Genomic DNA, 15,935 nt, shown 5'->3' with positions numbered 1-15,935 from the left:
AGTAGCTCAGCTGGTAGAGCACTACCTTGCCAAGGTAGATGTCGCGAGTTCGAATCTCGTCTCCCGCTCCATTTCATTAGTCCCCTCGAAAGAGGGGGCTTTCTTGTGTTGGGTCATTGACCCTTTAGCTGTCTGGCACCAAAAATCCGATTGGTCTGATCAATCTGAGGAATGTCGAGCCCGATAGTGCTGAAGCCGGTTTCTGAGCAGGTCATGGTTATTACTGGGGCGTCCAGCGGTATAGGGTTGAGCACCGCGCGATTGGCGGCGTCAAAGGGCGCCAGGCTGGTACTGGCTGCTCGCAGTGCCCAGGCTTTGCGTCAGTTGGTTCATGAGCTCAGCGATGCTGGTACTCAGGCTGTTGAGGTTGTGGCGGACGTGAGCTATCCGGAGGACGTCGAACATATTGCTGAGGTGGCTCTTGAGTGCTTTGGCGGGTTTGACACCTGGGTCAATAACGCTGGGATTGGTCTCTACGGGCCCCTTGAAGAGCTGAAACTGGATGACATGCGCCGCCTTTTCGACGTCAATTTCTGGGGAGTCGTTTATGGGTCCAGGGTCGCTGTGGGTCACCTGAAACATAAGGGCGGCGCCCTGATCAATGTGGGGAGCGTAGCCTCTGAACAGGCCATCCCACTGCAGGGCCTGTATTCCGCTTCCAAGCATGCGGTGAAGGCTTATACCGATGCCCTGCGTATGGAACTGGAACATGCCCATAGCCCGGTTTCAGTCACATTGATCAAGCCTGGGCCTATCGACACGCCTTTTCCAATGCATGCCCATAACGAGCTGAACCGGGAGCCAAAGCATGTGCCACCCGTCTATGCTCCTGGAACCGTTGCTCAGGCGATCGTGCAGGCGGCCACACGACCGGAACGGGAGGTGTTTGTGGGTGCCGGGCCCAAAGCCATGGCGACACTGGGTTTGCTAGCTCCGGGGTCAACCGAGCGCACCATGGCCTCCACTGTCATCCCCCAAACTTTCAGCAGCCGTCCGCCGTTACCGCAGCAGGAGAGCGTACTGAGGCGGCCTTCCGAATCCCTCCGGGAGCGCGGAGACTACCCTGGGCATGTGCGGGAGGTCAGCCTCTATACCGAGGCAGTGTCCCGGTCCAGCTTCAGGGGGATGGCGGCCGGACTGCTTGGCCTGGGGATAGCTGCCTTGTTGTGGAACTCTCTACGCCATTGAGATGGGAGAGATACCACACGGGCCATAGGTACGAGTCCAACCGCCATGTGCGCAGCCAAGTCCTGCTCAGGCTGGATCCTCAAATATCCGATCCGCTACGAATGCTCTGGCCATAAAAAAGCCCCACACGTGGTGGGGCAGGTGGTGCCGAGAACGGGACTTGAACCCGTAAGCCTTGCGGCGTTCGATTTTAAGTCGAATGCGTCTACCATTCCGCCATCCCGGCCAGAGGCTCCGGCAGTATAGAGCAGATCGGTTGACCGGTCCGGCGCAATCGGCATTCCACGGTGCTTTATGACCTGTGCGGAGGCATTAAAGAAAAACCCCGCACAAAGTGCGAGGTTCCGGTGGTGGAGGTGGGCGGAGTCGAACCGCCGTCCAAGAGTTCGTTCAGCGTGCGTCTACGTGTGTATCCCGCTGTTTAATTGTCGGGTCGTCGGCCACCAGCGGGCGGGTTTCCTGCGACCTTATCCCCATTAAGTTTCGCCTGCTGCTATGAGGTCTCGCTTCGGCTAGCCTTCTTTTGTTAGCTTGCACGACGCCAAAGGCCGGGCTTCGTGGTCACTGTCTCACTTAAGCAGCGAGAGCGTAGCTGTTATTGTTGCCAGTTAATGGCTTTGCCGTTTTTTTACGAGGCCCACGGCACCTCGACACGCAGCATCACCTGCAGTTCCCCTGTCGAAACCGGGTCACCCCCAAGGATGGCTGAATCGCTTCAGCTCAAGAAGTGTATCAGGCTCAGCTGACCGCCAGCTGAGGACAGACACATTTTCATTTAAAGACCGGCGATCTCACGCTATTCGCGGCGGAACTGATCGTTGAAATTGCGCCACTGCTTGCGCCCGTAGGCATACACCGGATGGGTCCAGTTCCCGGCCAGTTGGCCTTCCCGCAGGCTTTCAAGCAGGTTGCCCGGTGTATGGATGACCCGGAACGGTGTTTCGACCCAGGCTTCCCCGATATCACGCAGGGTGTGGGCATCGCTGCCTGCACAGACCGGCAGACCCCGGGTATCGGCCCAGTCGTCCGCCACCCGGTTCCAGTGGTGCCGCGATAATCGGGAATTGAAGGTCTCGACGATATCCACCTGATCGGCAATTCTTGAAATCGCCTCGGGCCGCAGACGATAGCGTTTCAGCGGATCGAAGCCGTGCTGAAGCATGACCAGCCCACCCTGCGCCTTGATCTGGCTTGCCGTTTCCTCCGGCGTCAGCCCCGGAGGAATGCGCTCCTGAAGAAACAGACCGATCAGCTCGCCCTCGGCCGTCGTGACTTCCTCTCCGGCAATGACGCTGAGGCGGTCATCCAGCCCCATGTCGCGGATGATCTGCTGCAATTCCGGGCCTCCGCGCTGCTGGTCATGGTCCGTCACGGCGATCACACGGGTATTGGTCCGCAGCATCCAGCCGGGAATATTGCGCAGGGCCGTACGGCAGTCATGGCTGACTTCGGTGTGGCAGTGCAGGTCCATGCGCATGACCTGTACACCCTCGCGGAATACCAGGTTGTTGCTCAGCGCCCGGATGGTCGCGGGCGGGCGGCCCAATAGCCTGCCAACAGCGTCCTGCAGCTGATGCACCACGCTGACCGGCAGGGGCTTCTGGCGCCGGGCATTCGGGTCAGGCGGAGGTAGATGGTGAGGGGCGGGCCCGGTCACGCGGGCACCTGATCTTCTGCTTCGGTACCGACGATCACGGAGGGTGGCACCAGCACCTGCAAGGCTCCGGGCCAGACCTCGATCCGCACATTGCCCATGCCACCCTGCTCGGGTGGACGGACCTGCCCGTCAATATGGAAGGCCTGACCGTGGTACGGAATGTCGACCACGCGCGCCTGGTCCGCCTGAACACTGGGCAGGTGCTCGAAATCATCGCGGGCCAGGGCTGCCAGGTAGGCCAGCACCCCCTCGCGTTCGTGGGCGTCGATCCGGATCACGTCCAGCAGCCCGTCATGGGTGTCGGCGCTGGTTGCCATGCGCAGTCGGGGCCCGGTGGCCTTGGTGTTCATGACTTCCAGCAGCACATAGGACGTTTCCGGCAGGACTTCCCCGTCAAGCGATAGTGTCACCGTCACGGGTTCGAAGTCCCTCAGCGCGGTGCTCAGTGCCTGGGCAGCACGCACCGGACTCTTGCCTTCCTCCGGGTCATACTCGGCCATCACGTCCGCGAAGGCCCCGCAGCCGCAGGCCTCCAGAAACAGATCCTCACCCCACGGCGCAGTGACGCGTCCCATGTCAAAAGGCTGAACCAGGGCGTCACGGTAAGACGCGACCACCTCCAGCGGGGGACCCTGCACCCCCAGCATCCGGCCGATATTGTTCGCGGTGCCCATCGGGATGACGCCCAGGGTGATGCCCGGCCTGCCCGCAAGATGAAGGGCGGCGGCGCGAATGGTTCCGTCTCCGCCCGCAACAAACACCGTGCCGTGGGCGTCCGCAAGCGCATGTTCCAGATCGTCCTCGGAATCGGTGGCGCGGTAGACCGGACGGAAGCCCAGCCTGTGCAACTCCTCGACCAGATGATCCGGCGTGCAGGCTTCGCTGCCTCCTGCATTCGTATTGAAGATCAGGGTGGCTGTCCCCTGAAGGTCAAGGCGAGCAGGTGGAGGGGCAGCACTCATACCCTGACTGTACTGCGGCGCCCTGACGCAGATCTTGAGAAAATCTCGTTGAAATGAGTGGCTGTCCAATTTCTGAAGTCCGGGCTTCATCTCCTGCACTGCGGGGCTGAGGTGTCCCTGCTTTGCGTCGCGGAACGGGATGCTCCACCACGCTGTCGGCAGGGGCATGAACAGGATCATCACGTGTGCTCAGGGATCAGCCGTTGCGAAGAGGCTCCTTCTTCCGCTGCTCCTGCATGGCCAGCCAGTCCTCGTAGGCCAGTGCCGGCAGGAGGGCAAAACTGCCGGCGAACAGGGAAGCCAGTGCTGCCGGCACACGGACCGGGGTGCGGCCCTTGAGCACCAGATACACCGCACCGAGCGTGCTGAGGACACCGATATCCATAAACATTACGCGGGCGAAGGGGCTGCGTTTCAGGGTGTGGGCAGGGCTCAGGTCGCCGGGCCTTCCGCGCCCTGCGACTGCCGATACCACCAGCAGCCCGAACAACACCGCGTAGAGCTGAAGCCGGTCTGCGCCCGGGGTCCGGTACTTCTCCAGGGAGTCCAGGATTGGCATGACCCAGCGTACCTGCTGTAACCATGGCTGCCGGTCTGGGTCACAGTCATACAGCCCCGCGTGTGGGCAGACTGACTCATGTTCAGGCCTTCCTCCCGCGCGGCCCTGCTGGGTGCCGCTCTGCTGACGACCCTCGCCTGCGCCCAGGGAGCGCCTCAGGTTCGCTTCACTCCCTATGTGAGTGGACTGCGCAGTGTGACCACGCTAACCCATGCTGGGGACGGCTCGGGCCGGATGTACGCCACGCTGCAGGAAGGTCAGATCCGGGTGATTCAGGGCGGCCGGCTGCGTCCCCAGGTGTTTCTGGACCTGAGTTCCCTGACCCGTGCGGGCGGCGAGCGTGGGCTGCTGGGCCTCACCTTTGATCCGAAATACAAACAGAACCGTCGCCTGTACGTTCACTACACCGACCGCAACGGGGATACGGTCGTGGCGCGCTACACCGCCACCGCCGACTTCAGCCGCGCCGACCCGCAGAGTGCAAAGACCCTGTTCACGACCAAACAGCCCTACGCCAACCACAATGGTGGTCAGCTGGATTTCGGACCCGACGGTTTCCTGTATCTGGCACTGGGAGACGGAGGCTCGGGCGGCGACCCGCAGAACAACGGGCAGAACCTCGCCTCCCCGCTGGGCAAGATCCTGCGCTTCGACGTGCGGGGAGACGACTCCAAGCCCGCGCCCGGCAACCCGTTCCTGAACCGCCAGGGTGCCAACCCGAACATCTGGGCTTACGGCCTGCGCAACCCGTGGCGCTTTTCCTTTGACCGCCAGACCGGTGACCTGATCATTGCCGACGTGGGCCAGAACGCCTTCGAGGAAGTCAACCGCCAGCCCCGCTCCAGCAAGGGCGGCGAGAACTACGGCTGGCGGGTGCGCGAGGCCCGCAGCTGTTTCGAGCCGTCCAACGGCTGCCGCACCCAGGGACTGGTCGACCCGGTGCTGGCCTACGGCCGCAACGAGGGCCAGAGCATTACCGGTGGTTACGTGTACCGGGGCAACGCCATTACCGCTCTGAAAGGCCAGTACGTGTTCGGGGATTTCGCCAGCGGTACGGTGTGGACCGCGCGCGCAGCCGGCACCACCTGGAACAAGGTGAAAATCGGCGAGGTCCAGAACCCGTCCGCCTTCGGTGAGGACGAGGCGGGCGAGCTGTACGTCGCCGAGTACGGCAGTGGCCGCGTGCTGAAGCTGGGGCGGTAAGAAGCAAACAGCAGGAGCGCGGACTTCGCTGGTCCGCGCTCCTTGCTTGTTCAGGTTAAAAGCCCAAATAGAGTCGGTTTACCCGCACTTGCTGTAGCCGCAGGCCTGGCACTTCAGGCAGCCTTCCTCGCGGATCACGGCTTTCTCCTCGCACACCGGGCAGCGCTCGCGGGCCATGCCGTCCACACTCACGCCCTGGGCAGTGCTGGCAGTGGGCGCGGTGTCGGTGCTGCCTCCGGCCAGGCGCGGGAGCTGCGCGGCGTCCATGTCTTTCTGGAAGGTTTCGAGCGCCACGGCGATCAGGTCAGCCTTACTGCCCACCAGACGCCCATTGTAGCTGCCGTACAGGCCACCGTTGATGCCTCGCAGGGTCTTGACGATGGCTTGGGCAGGCACACCGTGCTGCAGGGCGATGCTGACCACGCGGCCCAGGGCCTCGCTGTCGGCGTTCGCTTCGTCACCGGCGCGTCCGCTGATCACCATGACCTCCACGGGCTTGCCGCCCAGCTGGTTGACCGTGACCAAGAAGCTGCGGCGGTGGCCGCTGGTGGGGTCGGTCAGCTTGACCATGTCGGTGATGCCGCTCAGGCGGGTGGGCCGCTCGTACTGTGGGCGGGCAGGAGCCGCGGCGGGTGCAGGAGCGGGCGCCACCGGGGCCGCCGGCTGGGCAGCGGCTTGCGGGGCCTGGGGCGTTTCGGTGGTCTGCTCGCCCATGACTTCGGCGGCAGCCTGGGCAGGCTGCTCCTCTGTTTTCTGGTCTTTCTTCTTGCTGGTGCTCAGGACCTGGAACTGGCGCGAGCCGTCGCGGTAGACCGTGATGCCCTTGCAGCCGGTCCGGTAGGCTTCGGTGTAGGCGTCCTGCACGTCCTGCACGGTGGCGTTGTTGGGCAGGTTGATGGTCTTGGACAGGCTGTTGGCCGCAAAGCCGTCGGCGTCGAAGGCCTGCTGCACGGCGCCCTGCATGCGCACGTGATCCAGGGGCTTGATGTCGTGGGCGCACACGAACACCTGCTGCAGCGCGTCAGGAATGAACGGGAGACCGACCACCGAGCCGTGGTTCTCGGAGACCGCCTCGGTCACCTTGTCCCAGTCCCATCCGGGGCGCGCTTCGTCCCCGGCGCCGTTGTCACCCTGGGCCATGCCGCTGGCAGGCGGGTAGCTGGAGAGCAGTTCCACGAACAGCGGGTGCAGCAGCGCGCGGTACTCACTGCCGATCTTGCGCCAGATGAACGGGGAGAAGACCGGCTCGATGCCGCTGGATACGCCCATCAGCATGCTGGTGGTGCCGGTAGGAGCCACGGTCAGGACCGCCACGTTGCGGCGGGGTGCGTGGGGCACCTTGCCGGGGTGACGTTCGAACACCGGGTACACGCCGCGCTCCTGTCCCAGGCGCTCGCTTTCGGCGATGGCTTCCTCACGCAGGGCGCTCATGATTTCGAAGATGGCCTGACGGCCGGCCTCGTTGTCGTAGCGCAGCCCCATCTTGATCAGGGCGTCGGCCAGCCCCATGACGCCCAGCCCCAGGCGGCGCAGGTCCTGCGAGGCCACACGGTTGTCTTCCAGCGCGAACACGTTCACGTCCAGCACGTCGTCCAGGAAGCGCACGCAGGTGCGGACATCGGCCCGGAAGGTAGGGTAGTCGAAGTCGCTGCCCTTCACATAGGCCGCGAGGTTGATGGCGCCCAGGTCGCAGGGTTCGCCCACGGTCAGTGGAATCTCGCCGCACGGGTTGGTGCTGCGGATCTCGTAGCGCGCGCCGAGATTCTTCAGGGCGCTGAACTCATTGACGCGGTCGTTGAAGATCAGCCCCGGCTCACCGGTGCTCCAGGCGTGCTGGGCGATCTCGTTCCACAGCCACTGCGCCGGAATGCCTGCTTTGCCGCCACGCAGGGTGTACACCGGCACGCCGCGGGCGTCGTCCTCGGCGCGCACCGGCAGTTCGGGCAGGGTGCCGCTGAACTTGCCTTCCTGACGGGCCAGGTAGTACTTGCCGGGCACTTCCTGCGCGGCCACCGGCCACACGCCGCCCGACTGCAGCGTGTCCCAGAACGCCGTGCTGACCAGAATGGAGATGTTGAAGGTGCTGATGTCGCCCTCGGCAGCCTCGCGGTCCAGGTCCTTGGCAGTCAGGAAGTCCAGCACGTCCGGGTGCTCGATGCTGATGGTCGCCATACCGGCGCCGCGCCTCGTTCCGCCCTGGCGCACCACACGCAGCACCGGGGCGTACACGAAGCGTAGCGTGTTGATGGGCCCGCTGGCCTCGGCGCCGCGGTTGGCCCACTCCAGGAAGTTGTCAAAGATTTCCAGCAGGAAGCTGACCGGACCGCTGCTGGTGCCGCCCGACCCCTTGATGGGCGCGCCCTCAGGCCGCATGCTGCTCAGGTCGATCCGGGGCTCCAGGCTCAGCTTGGCGTCCTCGGCGACCTTGCGCGCCGCACCGATGATGCCGGCCATGTCGTCGGGAACCGGCTGGACACCTTCGGGCAGGGCGCGGACCACGGCCACACCGTTGGCGCGCGCCAGGGCCACCAGTTCCGGGCTGACCACCTGTCCGTACACCACCCGCGACCAGTTGCGTACCGCGACCGGCTGCTTGTCGCCGTCGGGCTGGGTAGGCGGGCGCATCAGGCCCTCGATAAAGTCCTGCACGTCCGCATGCGCGGCGCTCATGTAGGCCCAGCCGCGCACCCCGGCGTCGGGGCGGCTGCCCTCGCTGCGCGGGCGATACACGTCCAGGTTCACGCCGTTGCCGCCGCCGACCTTGGTGACCAGTGCCAGCTTGCGGGCCACTTCCATCACACCCTCGAAGCTGCTGGGATCGTGCTCGGTGGCGCCCTGAACGAAGCAGTTCAACACGTTGCCATGCTGGGTACCGGCTCCAGCCAGCACGCGCCCGCCGGGGCAGAACTTCTTCTCGGCCATCAGGTCGAAGTAGGCCTGGGCCCAGTGCTCACGCACGCTTTCCTGCTCCGCCCCCGCGACCCAGTTGGCAATACGGCGGAACATCCCACCCACGTCACCGTCCGTGGGCTGCAGGTACTGCCGCTTGGCGATGTGCTGGGCGTTCTCGTCGAAGTTGGTCAGGGGCTGGGGGGAAAGAGTGGTCATGGCAGCAGGGCTCCTTGGAGAGACGGACTAAAAATGGCAACAGAACTCCCGCGCCCCGCGCAGGCGGAGGCGTCAGGAAGGCGGATCAGACACCGGCTGGTGTGAACCGAATGTAACAGACTGCCGGATACCCTACAAGGACTTGTACTTTAGGGGGGATTGGGGTACAAGATACGGCCTCTGGAGCATTCTTGGAAAACAGGCGTCCTGGACAGCTTTAAGAGAAAATAAAGACCCGGACCTCAGCCATGCCGCTCAGATTTGGCCTCACGTTCCATCAGGCTGGCTATCCCCGCCTGGGGGGTCCACTCGCCCCGGGTCACCTGCGCGACTGCCCGCACGATGGGCAGATCGTGGCCGTGGGCGCTGGCCCAGGCGTCCAGCAGACCTGCCGTGCGCAACCCTTCGACGACCTTACCGCCCTGACCGGGATGCTCGCCGCGCGCAATGGACTCGCCGGCTGCCCGGTTGCGACTGTGACGGCTGGTGGCGGTGGCCACCAGATCGCCCAGACCACTCAGGCCGTACACCGTGTCCTCGTGGGCCCCCAGAGCCACCAGATACCGCTGCATCTCGCGCAGCCCCCGGGTGATCAGGGCCGCCTTGGCGTTATCCCCCAGGTTCATGCCGTCCACCATGCCGGCGGCCAGTGCGATCACGTTTTTAAGCACGCCTCCCAGTTCCACGCCTATCTCGTCGGTGCTGGTGTAGACCCGCAGGCCGGGCGTCATCAGGGCTGCCTGGACTGCCAGGGCCAGCGCTTCGTCCTGGCTGGCCACCACCGTGGCCCCCGGCAGGCCACGGGCAATTTCTTCGGCATGGTTGGGACCGCTCAGGACGGCCACCCGTGTAAAGTCCAGGTCGCGGGCCAGTTCGGTCAGGCGCCCGCCGTCCGGGGCGAGCCCCTTGGCGCACAGCACCACACCCAGGTCGCGCGGCAGCGCCGAGAGCAGTTCCGGGACCCCCACGCTGGGCACCACCACCAGGGCAAACGGTGCATTCTGAACCGCCTCTTCCAGCTCCGCCGTGACCTTCACGGCCTCAGGCAGGGTGACGCCGGGCAGGTACTCTGCGTTCACGCGGGTCTGGGTCAAATACCGGGCAAATTCGGGTCGCCGCGCCCACAGGCACACCGGCCCCGAGCGGGCTGCATTGATCGCCAGGGCAGTGCCCCACCCCCCGGCTCCCAGGACTGGCAGGTGCAGTGGCGTGCTCACAGCACCTCCTTCCAGGCGAACACCCAGACCCTTGCCACGTCGGGAGCCGGGTCAGCGTAATCCGGGTATTCCACGATCTCAAAGCGAGTAAAACCAGCGGCGCGCAGCAGCGGCTCGAGGTCCTGCGGGTCGTAGCCGCGTTCCCGGTGGGTTTCCACGAACTCCTGATCGCCCAGGCGGCAGAACGCCTGTACCACGCCCAGATCGGCCTCCGCGTCGTAATGGTGCGACCAGTGGTAGTGCACCTCCTCGCCTCCGGGCAGCGGCGCCAGCCCCTCGATGGCGTCTCCCTCCCACAGCTCGCGTACGCCCAGACGGGTATTCACATCGAAGGCCAGCAGGCCGCCCGGACTCAGGTGCGTCCAGGCGCGCTCCAGGGCAGCGCCCAGGTCCCCTGGCGTCAGCAGATTGTTGAGGCTGTCGAAGACGCAGGTGATCATTCCGAAGCGGTCCGGCAGCTCGAAAGTCCGCAGATCACCCTGCACGAAAGGCACGTCCGGCAGCCGCACACGGGCCTCGCGCAGCATCTCGGCACTGCCGTCCAGCCCGGTCACCTGCAGGCCAGCTTTCAGCAACTCCCGGGTAAAGCCGCCGGTACCGCAGGCCAGGTCCAGCACCGTGACATCTGGCACCCGCAGTCCACCGTCGCGGGCGTAGGACAGAACGAAATCTGCCCAGTGGTCGTATTCCACATCCGCCATGATTGCGTCGTACACCGCAGCAAGCGCAGTAAAAGGCGGCCTTTGCATGCGGGCAAGTATAGGCCCCGCCCCTAAAGGTCCCGTCAGGTACCAACGGTGAAATGAGCTGCTTCTGAGTTCTCTGGGAAGAGAAGGACCCTGGCCCTGAGGTCCCGGCGCGGCTACCGTGAATGGGCAACAGGCAACATTTCCTATAACCCGCCCGCTTTCAGGAGGTCTACCCATGAAACGCATGCTTGCTCTCGCCGCCCTCGGCACCCTGACCCTCAGCGCCTGCACCCTGGCAGGAAACCCTCTGCGCAAGGACGTGACCGGCAACCTCAAGGGCTTCAACCCTAACCAGAACATCCGCCTGGCCATCGTGGGCTTCAGCAGCGCGGGTCAGTACACCGCCGACGGCACCCAGAGCCAGATCATCGACAAATACCTGACCGGCGGCTTTGCGCTGGACCTGCCCACCAACCTGGCCTACGGCACCTACCGCGTGGTGGCGTTCCGTGACGCCAACAACGACGGGCGTTTCAGCACCGGAGACGTGGTCCTCAGCCGCGACAACGGCAAGCGTCTGGTCTACAGCCGCTACGACAACCAGTTCTTCCAGGGCACCACCCGGGGCTGGAACATCTACAACCCCACCAACCGCACGGCGCAGACCCTGACGCTCGACAACTACGACCTCGAAGCGCTGTAACGCTGAAAGGGCAGCAGAAAAGGGGAGGCCGCCGGCTTCCCCTTCTTTTATGGACATCCTTTGCCTTACTGCAGCAGGGCGGCCAGTTCGGCCCTCTGGACTTCCAGCAGGTCCTCGGGCACGGCCGCCTCTCGCACCACCGGGCTGAGTTCTCCCAGGGGCACCCAGCTCACGCAGCCCAGCATGCCGGGGGTTTCCGGCAGGGACAGGGGCTGGGACAGTGGCCGTACCCGCAGCAGCAGGGCGTGCACCCAGGGGCGGCCCCGGTAGTGGAAGCGGCGCTCGATGGCTGCGGCGGTGAGGGCCTGCCGGGGTTCCAAGGCCAGGGCCTGGTCCAGCGAATCCACCCTGTGGACCGCAACCACCTCGGCCAGCGCGGGAAAGTGAATGGTGCCGGGTGAGGGGTCCGCGCGCAGCAGACCATGGTATTGCGGCTGCAATTCGGCCACGTTCTGGTGCAGGAAGGTCGGGTACAGGAGAAACTGCCGGTGCTCGACCTCGAAGCCGTCGTGGGTTTCCATGATGCCGCCCTTGCGGATCAGCACAGACACGCGGCCCTGGGAGAGCAACTGGCTCTGGGCGTCCCATTCCTTGAGGGCAGACAGGGGCATGAACAGAGCATAGCCCCGGCGCCAGGGACCGATGTGGTCGGCCACCTACCGGTGTCTGGCCCGGCAGGCCGGAGTCGGGCAGCCGGGTCTTCATATTTGGGGGGCCTCTCCCCTCAAAGGGGACAGGTCAGGGTGATATGCTTTCAGGCAGTTCAGTCTGGAGCAGCTTGCCTCTCCGGGCGAATGGGTGCCGAGCGCCCCAGTTTTATTTCATCTTGGTCCGTCCCGCGCACAGGCCGGCAATCTGGCCGTCGCCGGGGCGTGCACCTGAGGAGAGCCCTGTTTGGAACTCACGCCACGCGTCCCCCCGCACAGCAATGACGCCGAAATCAGCGTGCTGGGCAGTGTCCTGCTGGACAACGACACCCTGTCGCAACTGGGAGATTCGGTGGCCCCGGAGATGTTCTACCGGGAAGGCCATCGCAAGATTTTTACCGCCATGCGGACCCTGCAGGAGCGCGGCGAGCCGGTCGATCTGGTCACCCTCAGCGAGGACCTGCGGGTCAAGGGCCAGCTTGACGAGGTGGGTGGCCTGACCTACCTGATCGGTCTGTCGGATCAGGTGCCCACCGCCGCGTATGCCGAGCACTACGCCCGGATCGTGCAGGAAAAGCACACCCTGAGGCAGCTGATCAGCGCCTCCGGCAAGGCCATGCAGCTGGCCTATGACGCGCAACTGCCCCTGGAAGACCTGCTGGACCGTGCCGAGAAGATGATCTTCGAGGTGGCCGAGCAGAAGAAGAAGGGCGAGGCCTACCAGGCGATGGGCGAGGTCGTTCACGACACCTTTGAGTACATCACCCTGCTGCACGCCAACAAGGGCATTCCCGACGGCGTGAGCAGCGGCTTTCGTGACCTGGACGAGCAGATCTCGGGGTTGCAGAAGGGCAGCCTGAATGTGCTGGCGGCCCGACCTTCGATGGGAAAGACGGCGTTTGCGCTGTCCATCGCGCAGAACGTGGCGCTGCGGGGCGAGAAGACGGTCGCCGTGTTCAGCCTGGAAATGCCCAGTGTCCAGCTGGCCCTGCGCATGCTGTGCAGCGAGGCGCGGGTGGACATGAACCGCATCCGCAGTGGACAGCTCAACGAACGTGACTTCGAGCGTCTGGCCCACGCTGCGGGCCGGCTGGCCGAGGCCCCGATGATTATCGACGACGAGCCGGACCTGACCCTCAACGGTCTGCGCAGCAAGCTGCGGCGCATCGCCGCGCAGCATGGTCAGCTGGGGCTGGTCGTCATCGATTACCTGCAGCTGATGTCGGGCGGCAAGAGCAGCGGTGGCAGCGACAACCGTCAGCAGGAGATCAGTACCATCTCGCGCGGGCTCAAGGGTCTGGCACGCGAGCTGGAAGTGCCGATCATCGTGCTCTCGCAGCTGTCGCGCGCCGTGGAGCAGCGGCCCAACCACCGCCCGATGCTCTCGGACCTGCGTGAGTCGGGGGCCATCGAGCAGGACGCGGATATCGTGATGTTTATCTACCGCGACGAGTACTACAACAAGGAAACCGATCAGCAGGGCATCGCGGAGATCATTATCGGCAAGCAGCGCAACGGCCCCGTGGGAACGGTCAAGTTGCAGTTTCACAGTGCGCACGTGCGGTTCAACGACCTTGCGCCGGAGGGCGTGTAATGGCCGAGGATCAGCTCAAGGGCGCATCGCAGGGTGGGACGCAGCGTCGCCGTCGCCGCCGCCGTACTCCACGTGGGCCAGCTCCGGCGCCGACCCCCGGGCAGGTTACGAACGTGACGGCTGTGCCGGTGGTGGCCGCCCCCAGCAAGCGTGGTCAGAAACGGCCGCTGGCTGCCCCGCGCATCGGCGTGGGCTGCATCGTGCTGCGCGGCGACGAGATCCTGCTGGTCCGCGAGCGGGGCCGCTGGTCGCTGCCCAAGGGTGGCCTGGAGACCGGCGAGCTGGTGCAGGACGGTGCCCGGCGCGAGACCTACGAGGAAACCGGCCTGGTCGTGGAACTGCGTGACCTCGCATTTATCGTGGAATTCCAGGCGCAGACCTGGGGCCACCACCTTCAGTTCTTCTACACCGGCCGTGAGGTCGGCGGGAACCTGCAGCCACGCGACCCGGACCGCGACGTGCAGGAGGCCCGCTTCGTACCGATCCGCCAGCTGCGCGAGTTCATCCGCTTCCGGCCCCGTCTGGTGGCCCTGGAAACGTGGCTGCGCGAACGCCGGCCGCGTCACTTTGTCTTCAATCTGGACAAGGAGCCGGCCATGCTGCGCAAACGCCGCCGGGTAGGAGTGGGCGCCGTGGAGCCAGACATGCCGAACGATCCGGTCGAGGAAGCCGACCTGTAAGAAAGACGGAGGGGCCCGCGGACCCCTGAAATCCACATCTGTATTCTGCTAATATCAGAATATGAACCGCTCATTCCGTATGCGCCGTGCGGGAGTCGAGCCCGCCGCCACCCTTCCAGAAAGTGGGCGTGGTTACCGGCACGTCTGCCCCGGCTGTGGAGAGGGTTTGACCCTCTACGACCTGCGCGACGGGGATCAGGCCTACTGGTGTGACCCCTGCGGCAGGGGCCACCGCGCCAGTGATCCACCTCCGCAGGCCCTGCAGCCTCTTCCCGACGCCAGCTAGCCCACATGCCGATTTGTTTCGTACTCAATCCAGGATTGAGCAGTGGTTGGTGCCCTTCTCCTCCGGAACGTGTGTCGTTCCTTCGGCCGGGCTGACTCCTGAGTGGTTCAGGAGTCAGCCCGAAACTGCTTACAGGGACGCCCGCCCGGGGCAGGGGCGCTATGCTAAGGGGCGTATGACCACCGAGCGCCGACCCGTTCTTGCCCCGCAGGCCCTCGCGGGGCAGGTCATTGCCGTGACTGGCGCTGACCAGGGCTATGGCCGGCTGGTGGCCTCGACCCTGGCCCATGCTGGAGCCAGCGTGATCCTGACCGGCAACAACAGTGAAACGCTCGCTGCGGTCGCCAGTCAGCTGGAACTGGCCGGCGGCATCGCGGTGCCGATCAAGGCCGATGTGACCGTGCCCCTGGACTGGCTGAGTGCCCAGACGCGAATCCTGGAAATCTTCGGGGCGCTGGCGGGGGTCGTCCACGTGGCGGACAAACGGTCTCAGACCAACTTTACGTCGCTCAGCGAGAACGAGTGGATGGACCTGTTCAACTGCAACGTCAAAAGCAGCGTGGCCGTGGCCCAGATCCTGCGCCGCCGCCTGCCGGGGACCTGGCTGACCCTGATTGGTCCTCACCTCGACGATCACGGCCTGCAGGTGCACCCACAGCGCGGAGCCCTGAGGGGTCTGGTCACCGAAGCCTACGCCGAGGACCTGCGGGTCAACCTGCTGCTGCCCTCGCGGGCCAGCAGTGGGGATGAACTGCTCGATGCGCCGGTCGGCCAGACCGTCCTGAGCCTGGCCCTGCCGGTCATGAACCACCTGCGCGGCAACGTGATCGAGGTTCCGCTGCCCCCAGCCCCGAAACTCCGGGTCACAGACCCCCAGCTGCTGTGAAGTGTCCGTACTGCTCAGCGCCCGACAGCAAGGTCGTGAACTCGCGGCCCAGCGACGACGGAGCCAGCATCCGCCGCCGGCGCGAGTGCCTGAACTGCGCACGTCGCTTTACCACCTATGAACGTGCTCAGCTCGAGCCGCTGATGGTGGTCAAACGCAGCGGCCCGCGCGAGGCCTTCAACCCTGACAAGCTGCTGCGAGGCCTGACCTTAGCCACCGAGAAGCGCCCGGTGGACGCAGCAGCCCTGCGCGCTTTTGCCTACGGGTTCGAGGACGACGTGCAGGCCAGCGAGATCCACAGCGAGGAGATCGGCAAACGGGCCATGACCTTTCTGCGGCCGCTTGACGACGTCGCCTACATCCGGTTCGCGAGCGTCTACCGCGACTTCGACAGTCTGGAGCGTTTTATCGAGGAGATCCGCGGACTGAAGGATCAGGGCTAGGAGCCGCTCCCGGCCCAGGTCAAACGGAAGGGCAAGGCGAAGGGCTGCCTCCACGCCGTTGGCTCAAAACTGATGCTGGCCCCCGCTGTTTCCATTACCAGCGGGGGCCAGCA

At 64.9% G+C, this 15,935-nt stretch carries 15 protein-coding genes, 1 tRNA gene and 1 other RNA gene; 8 read left to right on the top strand and 9 right to left on the bottom strand.

Annotated features, from left to right (window positions below):
- Positions 1–171: 171 nt before the first annotated feature.
- Positions 172–1,188 (top strand): SDR family oxidoreductase, encoded by a 1,017-nt coding sequence (locus tag IEY49_RS10435; RefSeq protein WP_189007930.1) that lies wholly within the window; start codon positions 172–174, stop codon positions 1,186–1,188.
- A gap of 142 nt (positions 1,189–1,330) precedes the next feature.
- On the opposite strand, the gene IEY49_RS10430 is transcribed toward IEY49_RS10435, so the two are convergent.
- From IEY49_RS10430 to IEY49_RS10410, 5 genes are all read right to left on the bottom strand, one after another.
- A tRNA-Leu gene (locus IEY49_RS10430) sits at positions 1,331–1,414 on the bottom strand.
- A gap of 122 nt (positions 1,415–1,536) precedes the next feature.
- Positions 1,537–1,885, bottom strand: a transfer-messenger RNA (tmRNA) gene (gene ssrA, locus IEY49_RS10425).
- A 99-nt stretch (positions 1,886–1,984) separates the two neighbouring features.
- Entirely contained in the window at positions 1,985–2,665 is a 681-nt protein-coding gene (locus tag IEY49_RS10420; protein WP_189007962.1) for a PHP domain-containing protein, read from the bottom strand.
- Positions 2,666–2,841: 176 nt separating this feature from the next.
- Entirely contained in the window at positions 2,842–3,807 is a 966-nt protein-coding gene (locus IEY49_RS10415) for a diacylglycerol/lipid kinase family protein (protein ID WP_189007929.1), read from the bottom strand.
- Between the two features lie 196 nt (positions 3,808–4,003).
- A complete protein-coding gene (locus IEY49_RS10410; protein WP_189007928.1) occupies positions 4,004–4,366 on the bottom strand; it encodes a hypothetical protein in 363 nt (120 codons plus the stop codon).
- A gap of 78 nt (positions 4,367–4,444) precedes the next feature.
- On the opposite strand from IEY49_RS10410, the gene IEY49_RS10405 reads away from it, so the two are divergent.
- Positions 4,445–5,569 carry a PQQ-dependent sugar dehydrogenase gene (locus IEY49_RS10405; RefSeq protein ID WP_189007927.1) on the top strand — a complete coding sequence of 375 codons (1,125 nt, stop codon included), beginning with the start codon at positions 4,445–4,447 and terminating at the stop codon, positions 5,567–5,569.
- Positions 5,570–5,647: 78 nt separating this feature from the next.
- Here IEY49_RS10405 and IEY49_RS10400 read toward each other — a convergent pair whose 3' ends face one another.
- From IEY49_RS10400 to IEY49_RS10390, 3 genes are all read right to left on the bottom strand, one after another.
- On the bottom strand, positions 5,648–8,677 hold the full coding sequence (locus IEY49_RS10400; RefSeq protein WP_189007924.1) for an adenosylcobalamin-dependent ribonucleoside-diphosphate reductase: 3,030 nt from the start codon (positions 8,675–8,677) through the stop codon (positions 5,648–5,650).
- Positions 8,678–8,919: 242 nt separating this feature from the next.
- Positions 8,920–9,894, bottom strand: coding sequence for an NAD(P)H-dependent glycerol-3-phosphate dehydrogenase (locus IEY49_RS10395; protein ID WP_189007908.1), 975 nt, complete (start codon positions 9,892–9,894; stop codon positions 8,920–8,922).
- On the bottom strand, positions 9,891–10,643 hold the full coding sequence (locus tag IEY49_RS10390) for a class I SAM-dependent DNA methyltransferase (RefSeq protein WP_189007905.1): 753 nt from the start codon (positions 10,641–10,643) through the stop codon (positions 9,891–9,893). The genes IEY49_RS10395 and IEY49_RS10390 overlap by 4 nt, the downstream gene beginning before the upstream one ends.
- A gap of 175 nt (positions 10,644–10,818) precedes the next feature.
- On the opposite strand from IEY49_RS10390, the gene IEY49_RS10385 reads away from it, so the two are divergent.
- Positions 10,819–11,286 carry an acyl-CoA synthetase family protein gene (locus IEY49_RS10385; protein WP_189007902.1) on the top strand — a complete coding sequence of 156 codons (468 nt, stop codon included), beginning with the start codon at positions 10,819–10,821 and terminating at the stop codon, positions 11,284–11,286.
- Positions 11,287–11,351: 65 nt separating this feature from the next.
- Here IEY49_RS10385 and IEY49_RS10380 read toward each other — a convergent pair whose 3' ends face one another.
- The gene (locus IEY49_RS10380; RefSeq protein ID WP_189007899.1) at positions 11,352–11,897 is read right to left on the bottom strand and encodes a DUF1802 family protein; all 546 of its coding nucleotides are present in this window, start codon (positions 11,895–11,897) and stop codon (positions 11,352–11,354) included.
- A 283-nt stretch (positions 11,898–12,180) separates the two neighbouring features.
- Between IEY49_RS10380 and dnaB the strand changes: the two genes are divergently transcribed.
- The 5 genes from dnaB (at position 12,181) to nrdR (ending at position 15,822) form a co-directional block, all read left to right on the top strand.
- Complete coding sequence (dnaB, locus tag IEY49_RS10375) at positions 12,181–13,527, top strand: replicative DNA helicase (protein ID WP_189007896.1); 1,347 nt, start codon at positions 12,181–12,183, stop codon at positions 13,525–13,527.
- Positions 13,527–14,207, top strand: a complete 681-nt coding sequence (locus tag IEY49_RS10370) for an NUDIX domain-containing protein (RefSeq protein WP_189007894.1) — start codon at positions 13,527–13,529, stop codon at positions 14,205–14,207. The genes dnaB and IEY49_RS10370 overlap by 1 nt, the downstream gene beginning before the upstream one ends.
- Before the next feature lie 61 nt (positions 14,208–14,268).
- A complete protein-coding gene (locus tag IEY49_RS10365) occupies positions 14,269–14,493 on the top strand; it encodes a hypothetical protein (RefSeq protein ID WP_189007891.1) in 225 nt (74 codons plus the stop codon).
- A 175-nt stretch (positions 14,494–14,668) separates the two neighbouring features.
- The gene (locus tag IEY49_RS10360) at positions 14,669–15,379 is read left to right on the top strand and encodes an SDR family NAD(P)-dependent oxidoreductase (RefSeq protein WP_189007889.1); all 711 of its coding nucleotides are present in this window, start codon (positions 14,669–14,671) and stop codon (positions 15,377–15,379) included.
- Positions 15,376–15,822: a transcriptional regulator NrdR gene (gene nrdR, locus IEY49_RS10355; protein WP_189007886.1), complete on the top strand. Its 447-nt coding sequence runs from the start codon at positions 15,376–15,378 to the stop codon at positions 15,820–15,822. The genes IEY49_RS10360 and nrdR overlap by 4 nt, the downstream gene beginning before the upstream one ends.
- Positions 15,823–15,935 lie beyond the last annotated feature (113 nt).

This window comes from Deinococcus malanensis (assembly GCF_014647655.1).
GTDB lineage: Bacteria > Deinococcota > Deinococci > Deinococcales > Deinococcaceae > Deinococcus > Deinococcus malanensis.
The sequence above is the reverse complement of the archived record's forward strand: the minus strand, read 5'-3'. Positions and strand labels throughout refer to the sequence as shown.

Excerpts from the sequence above, each read along its gene's own strand:
- IEY49_RS10435 (WP_189007930.1), top strand. The coding sequence starts at position 172 with ATGTCGAGCCCGATAGTGCTGAAGCCGGTTTCTGAGCAGGTCATGGTT.
- IEY49_RS10420 (WP_189007962.1), bottom strand. The coding sequence starts at position 2,665 with ATGCGCATGGACCTGCACTGCCACACCGAAGTCAGCCATGACTGCCGT.
- IEY49_RS10415 (WP_189007929.1), bottom strand. The coding sequence starts at position 3,807 with ATGAGTGCTGCCCCTCCACCTGCTCGCCTTGACCTTCAGGGGACAGCC.
- IEY49_RS10410 (WP_189007928.1), bottom strand. The coding sequence starts at position 4,366 with ATGCCAATCCTGGACTCCCTGGAGAAGTACCGGACCCCGGGCGCAGAC.
- IEY49_RS10405 (WP_189007927.1), top strand. The coding sequence starts at position 4,445 with ATGTTCAGGCCTTCCTCCCGCGCGGCCCTGCTGGGTGCCGCTCTGCTG.
- IEY49_RS10400 (WP_189007924.1), bottom strand. The coding sequence starts at position 8,677 with ATGACCACTCTTTCCCCCCAGCCCCTGACCAACTTCGACGAGAACGCC.
- IEY49_RS10390 (WP_189007905.1), bottom strand. The coding sequence starts at position 10,643 with ATGCAAAGGCCGCCTTTTACTGCGCTTGCTGCGGTGTACGACGCAATC.
- IEY49_RS10385 (WP_189007902.1), top strand. The coding sequence starts at position 10,819 with ATGAAACGCATGCTTGCTCTCGCCGCCCTCGGCACCCTGACCCTCAGC.
- IEY49_RS10380 (WP_189007899.1), bottom strand. The coding sequence starts at position 11,897 with ATGCCCCTGTCTGCCCTCAAGGAATGGGACGCCCAGAGCCAGTTGCTC.
- IEY49_RS10370 (WP_189007894.1), top strand. The coding sequence starts at position 13,527 with ATGGCCGAGGATCAGCTCAAGGGCGCATCGCAGGGTGGGACGCAGCGT.
- IEY49_RS10365 (WP_189007891.1), top strand. The coding sequence starts at position 14,269 with ATGAACCGCTCATTCCGTATGCGCCGTGCGGGAGTCGAGCCCGCCGCC.
- IEY49_RS10360 (WP_189007889.1), top strand. The coding sequence starts at position 14,669 with ATGACCACCGAGCGCCGACCCGTTCTTGCCCCGCAGGCCCTCGCGGGG.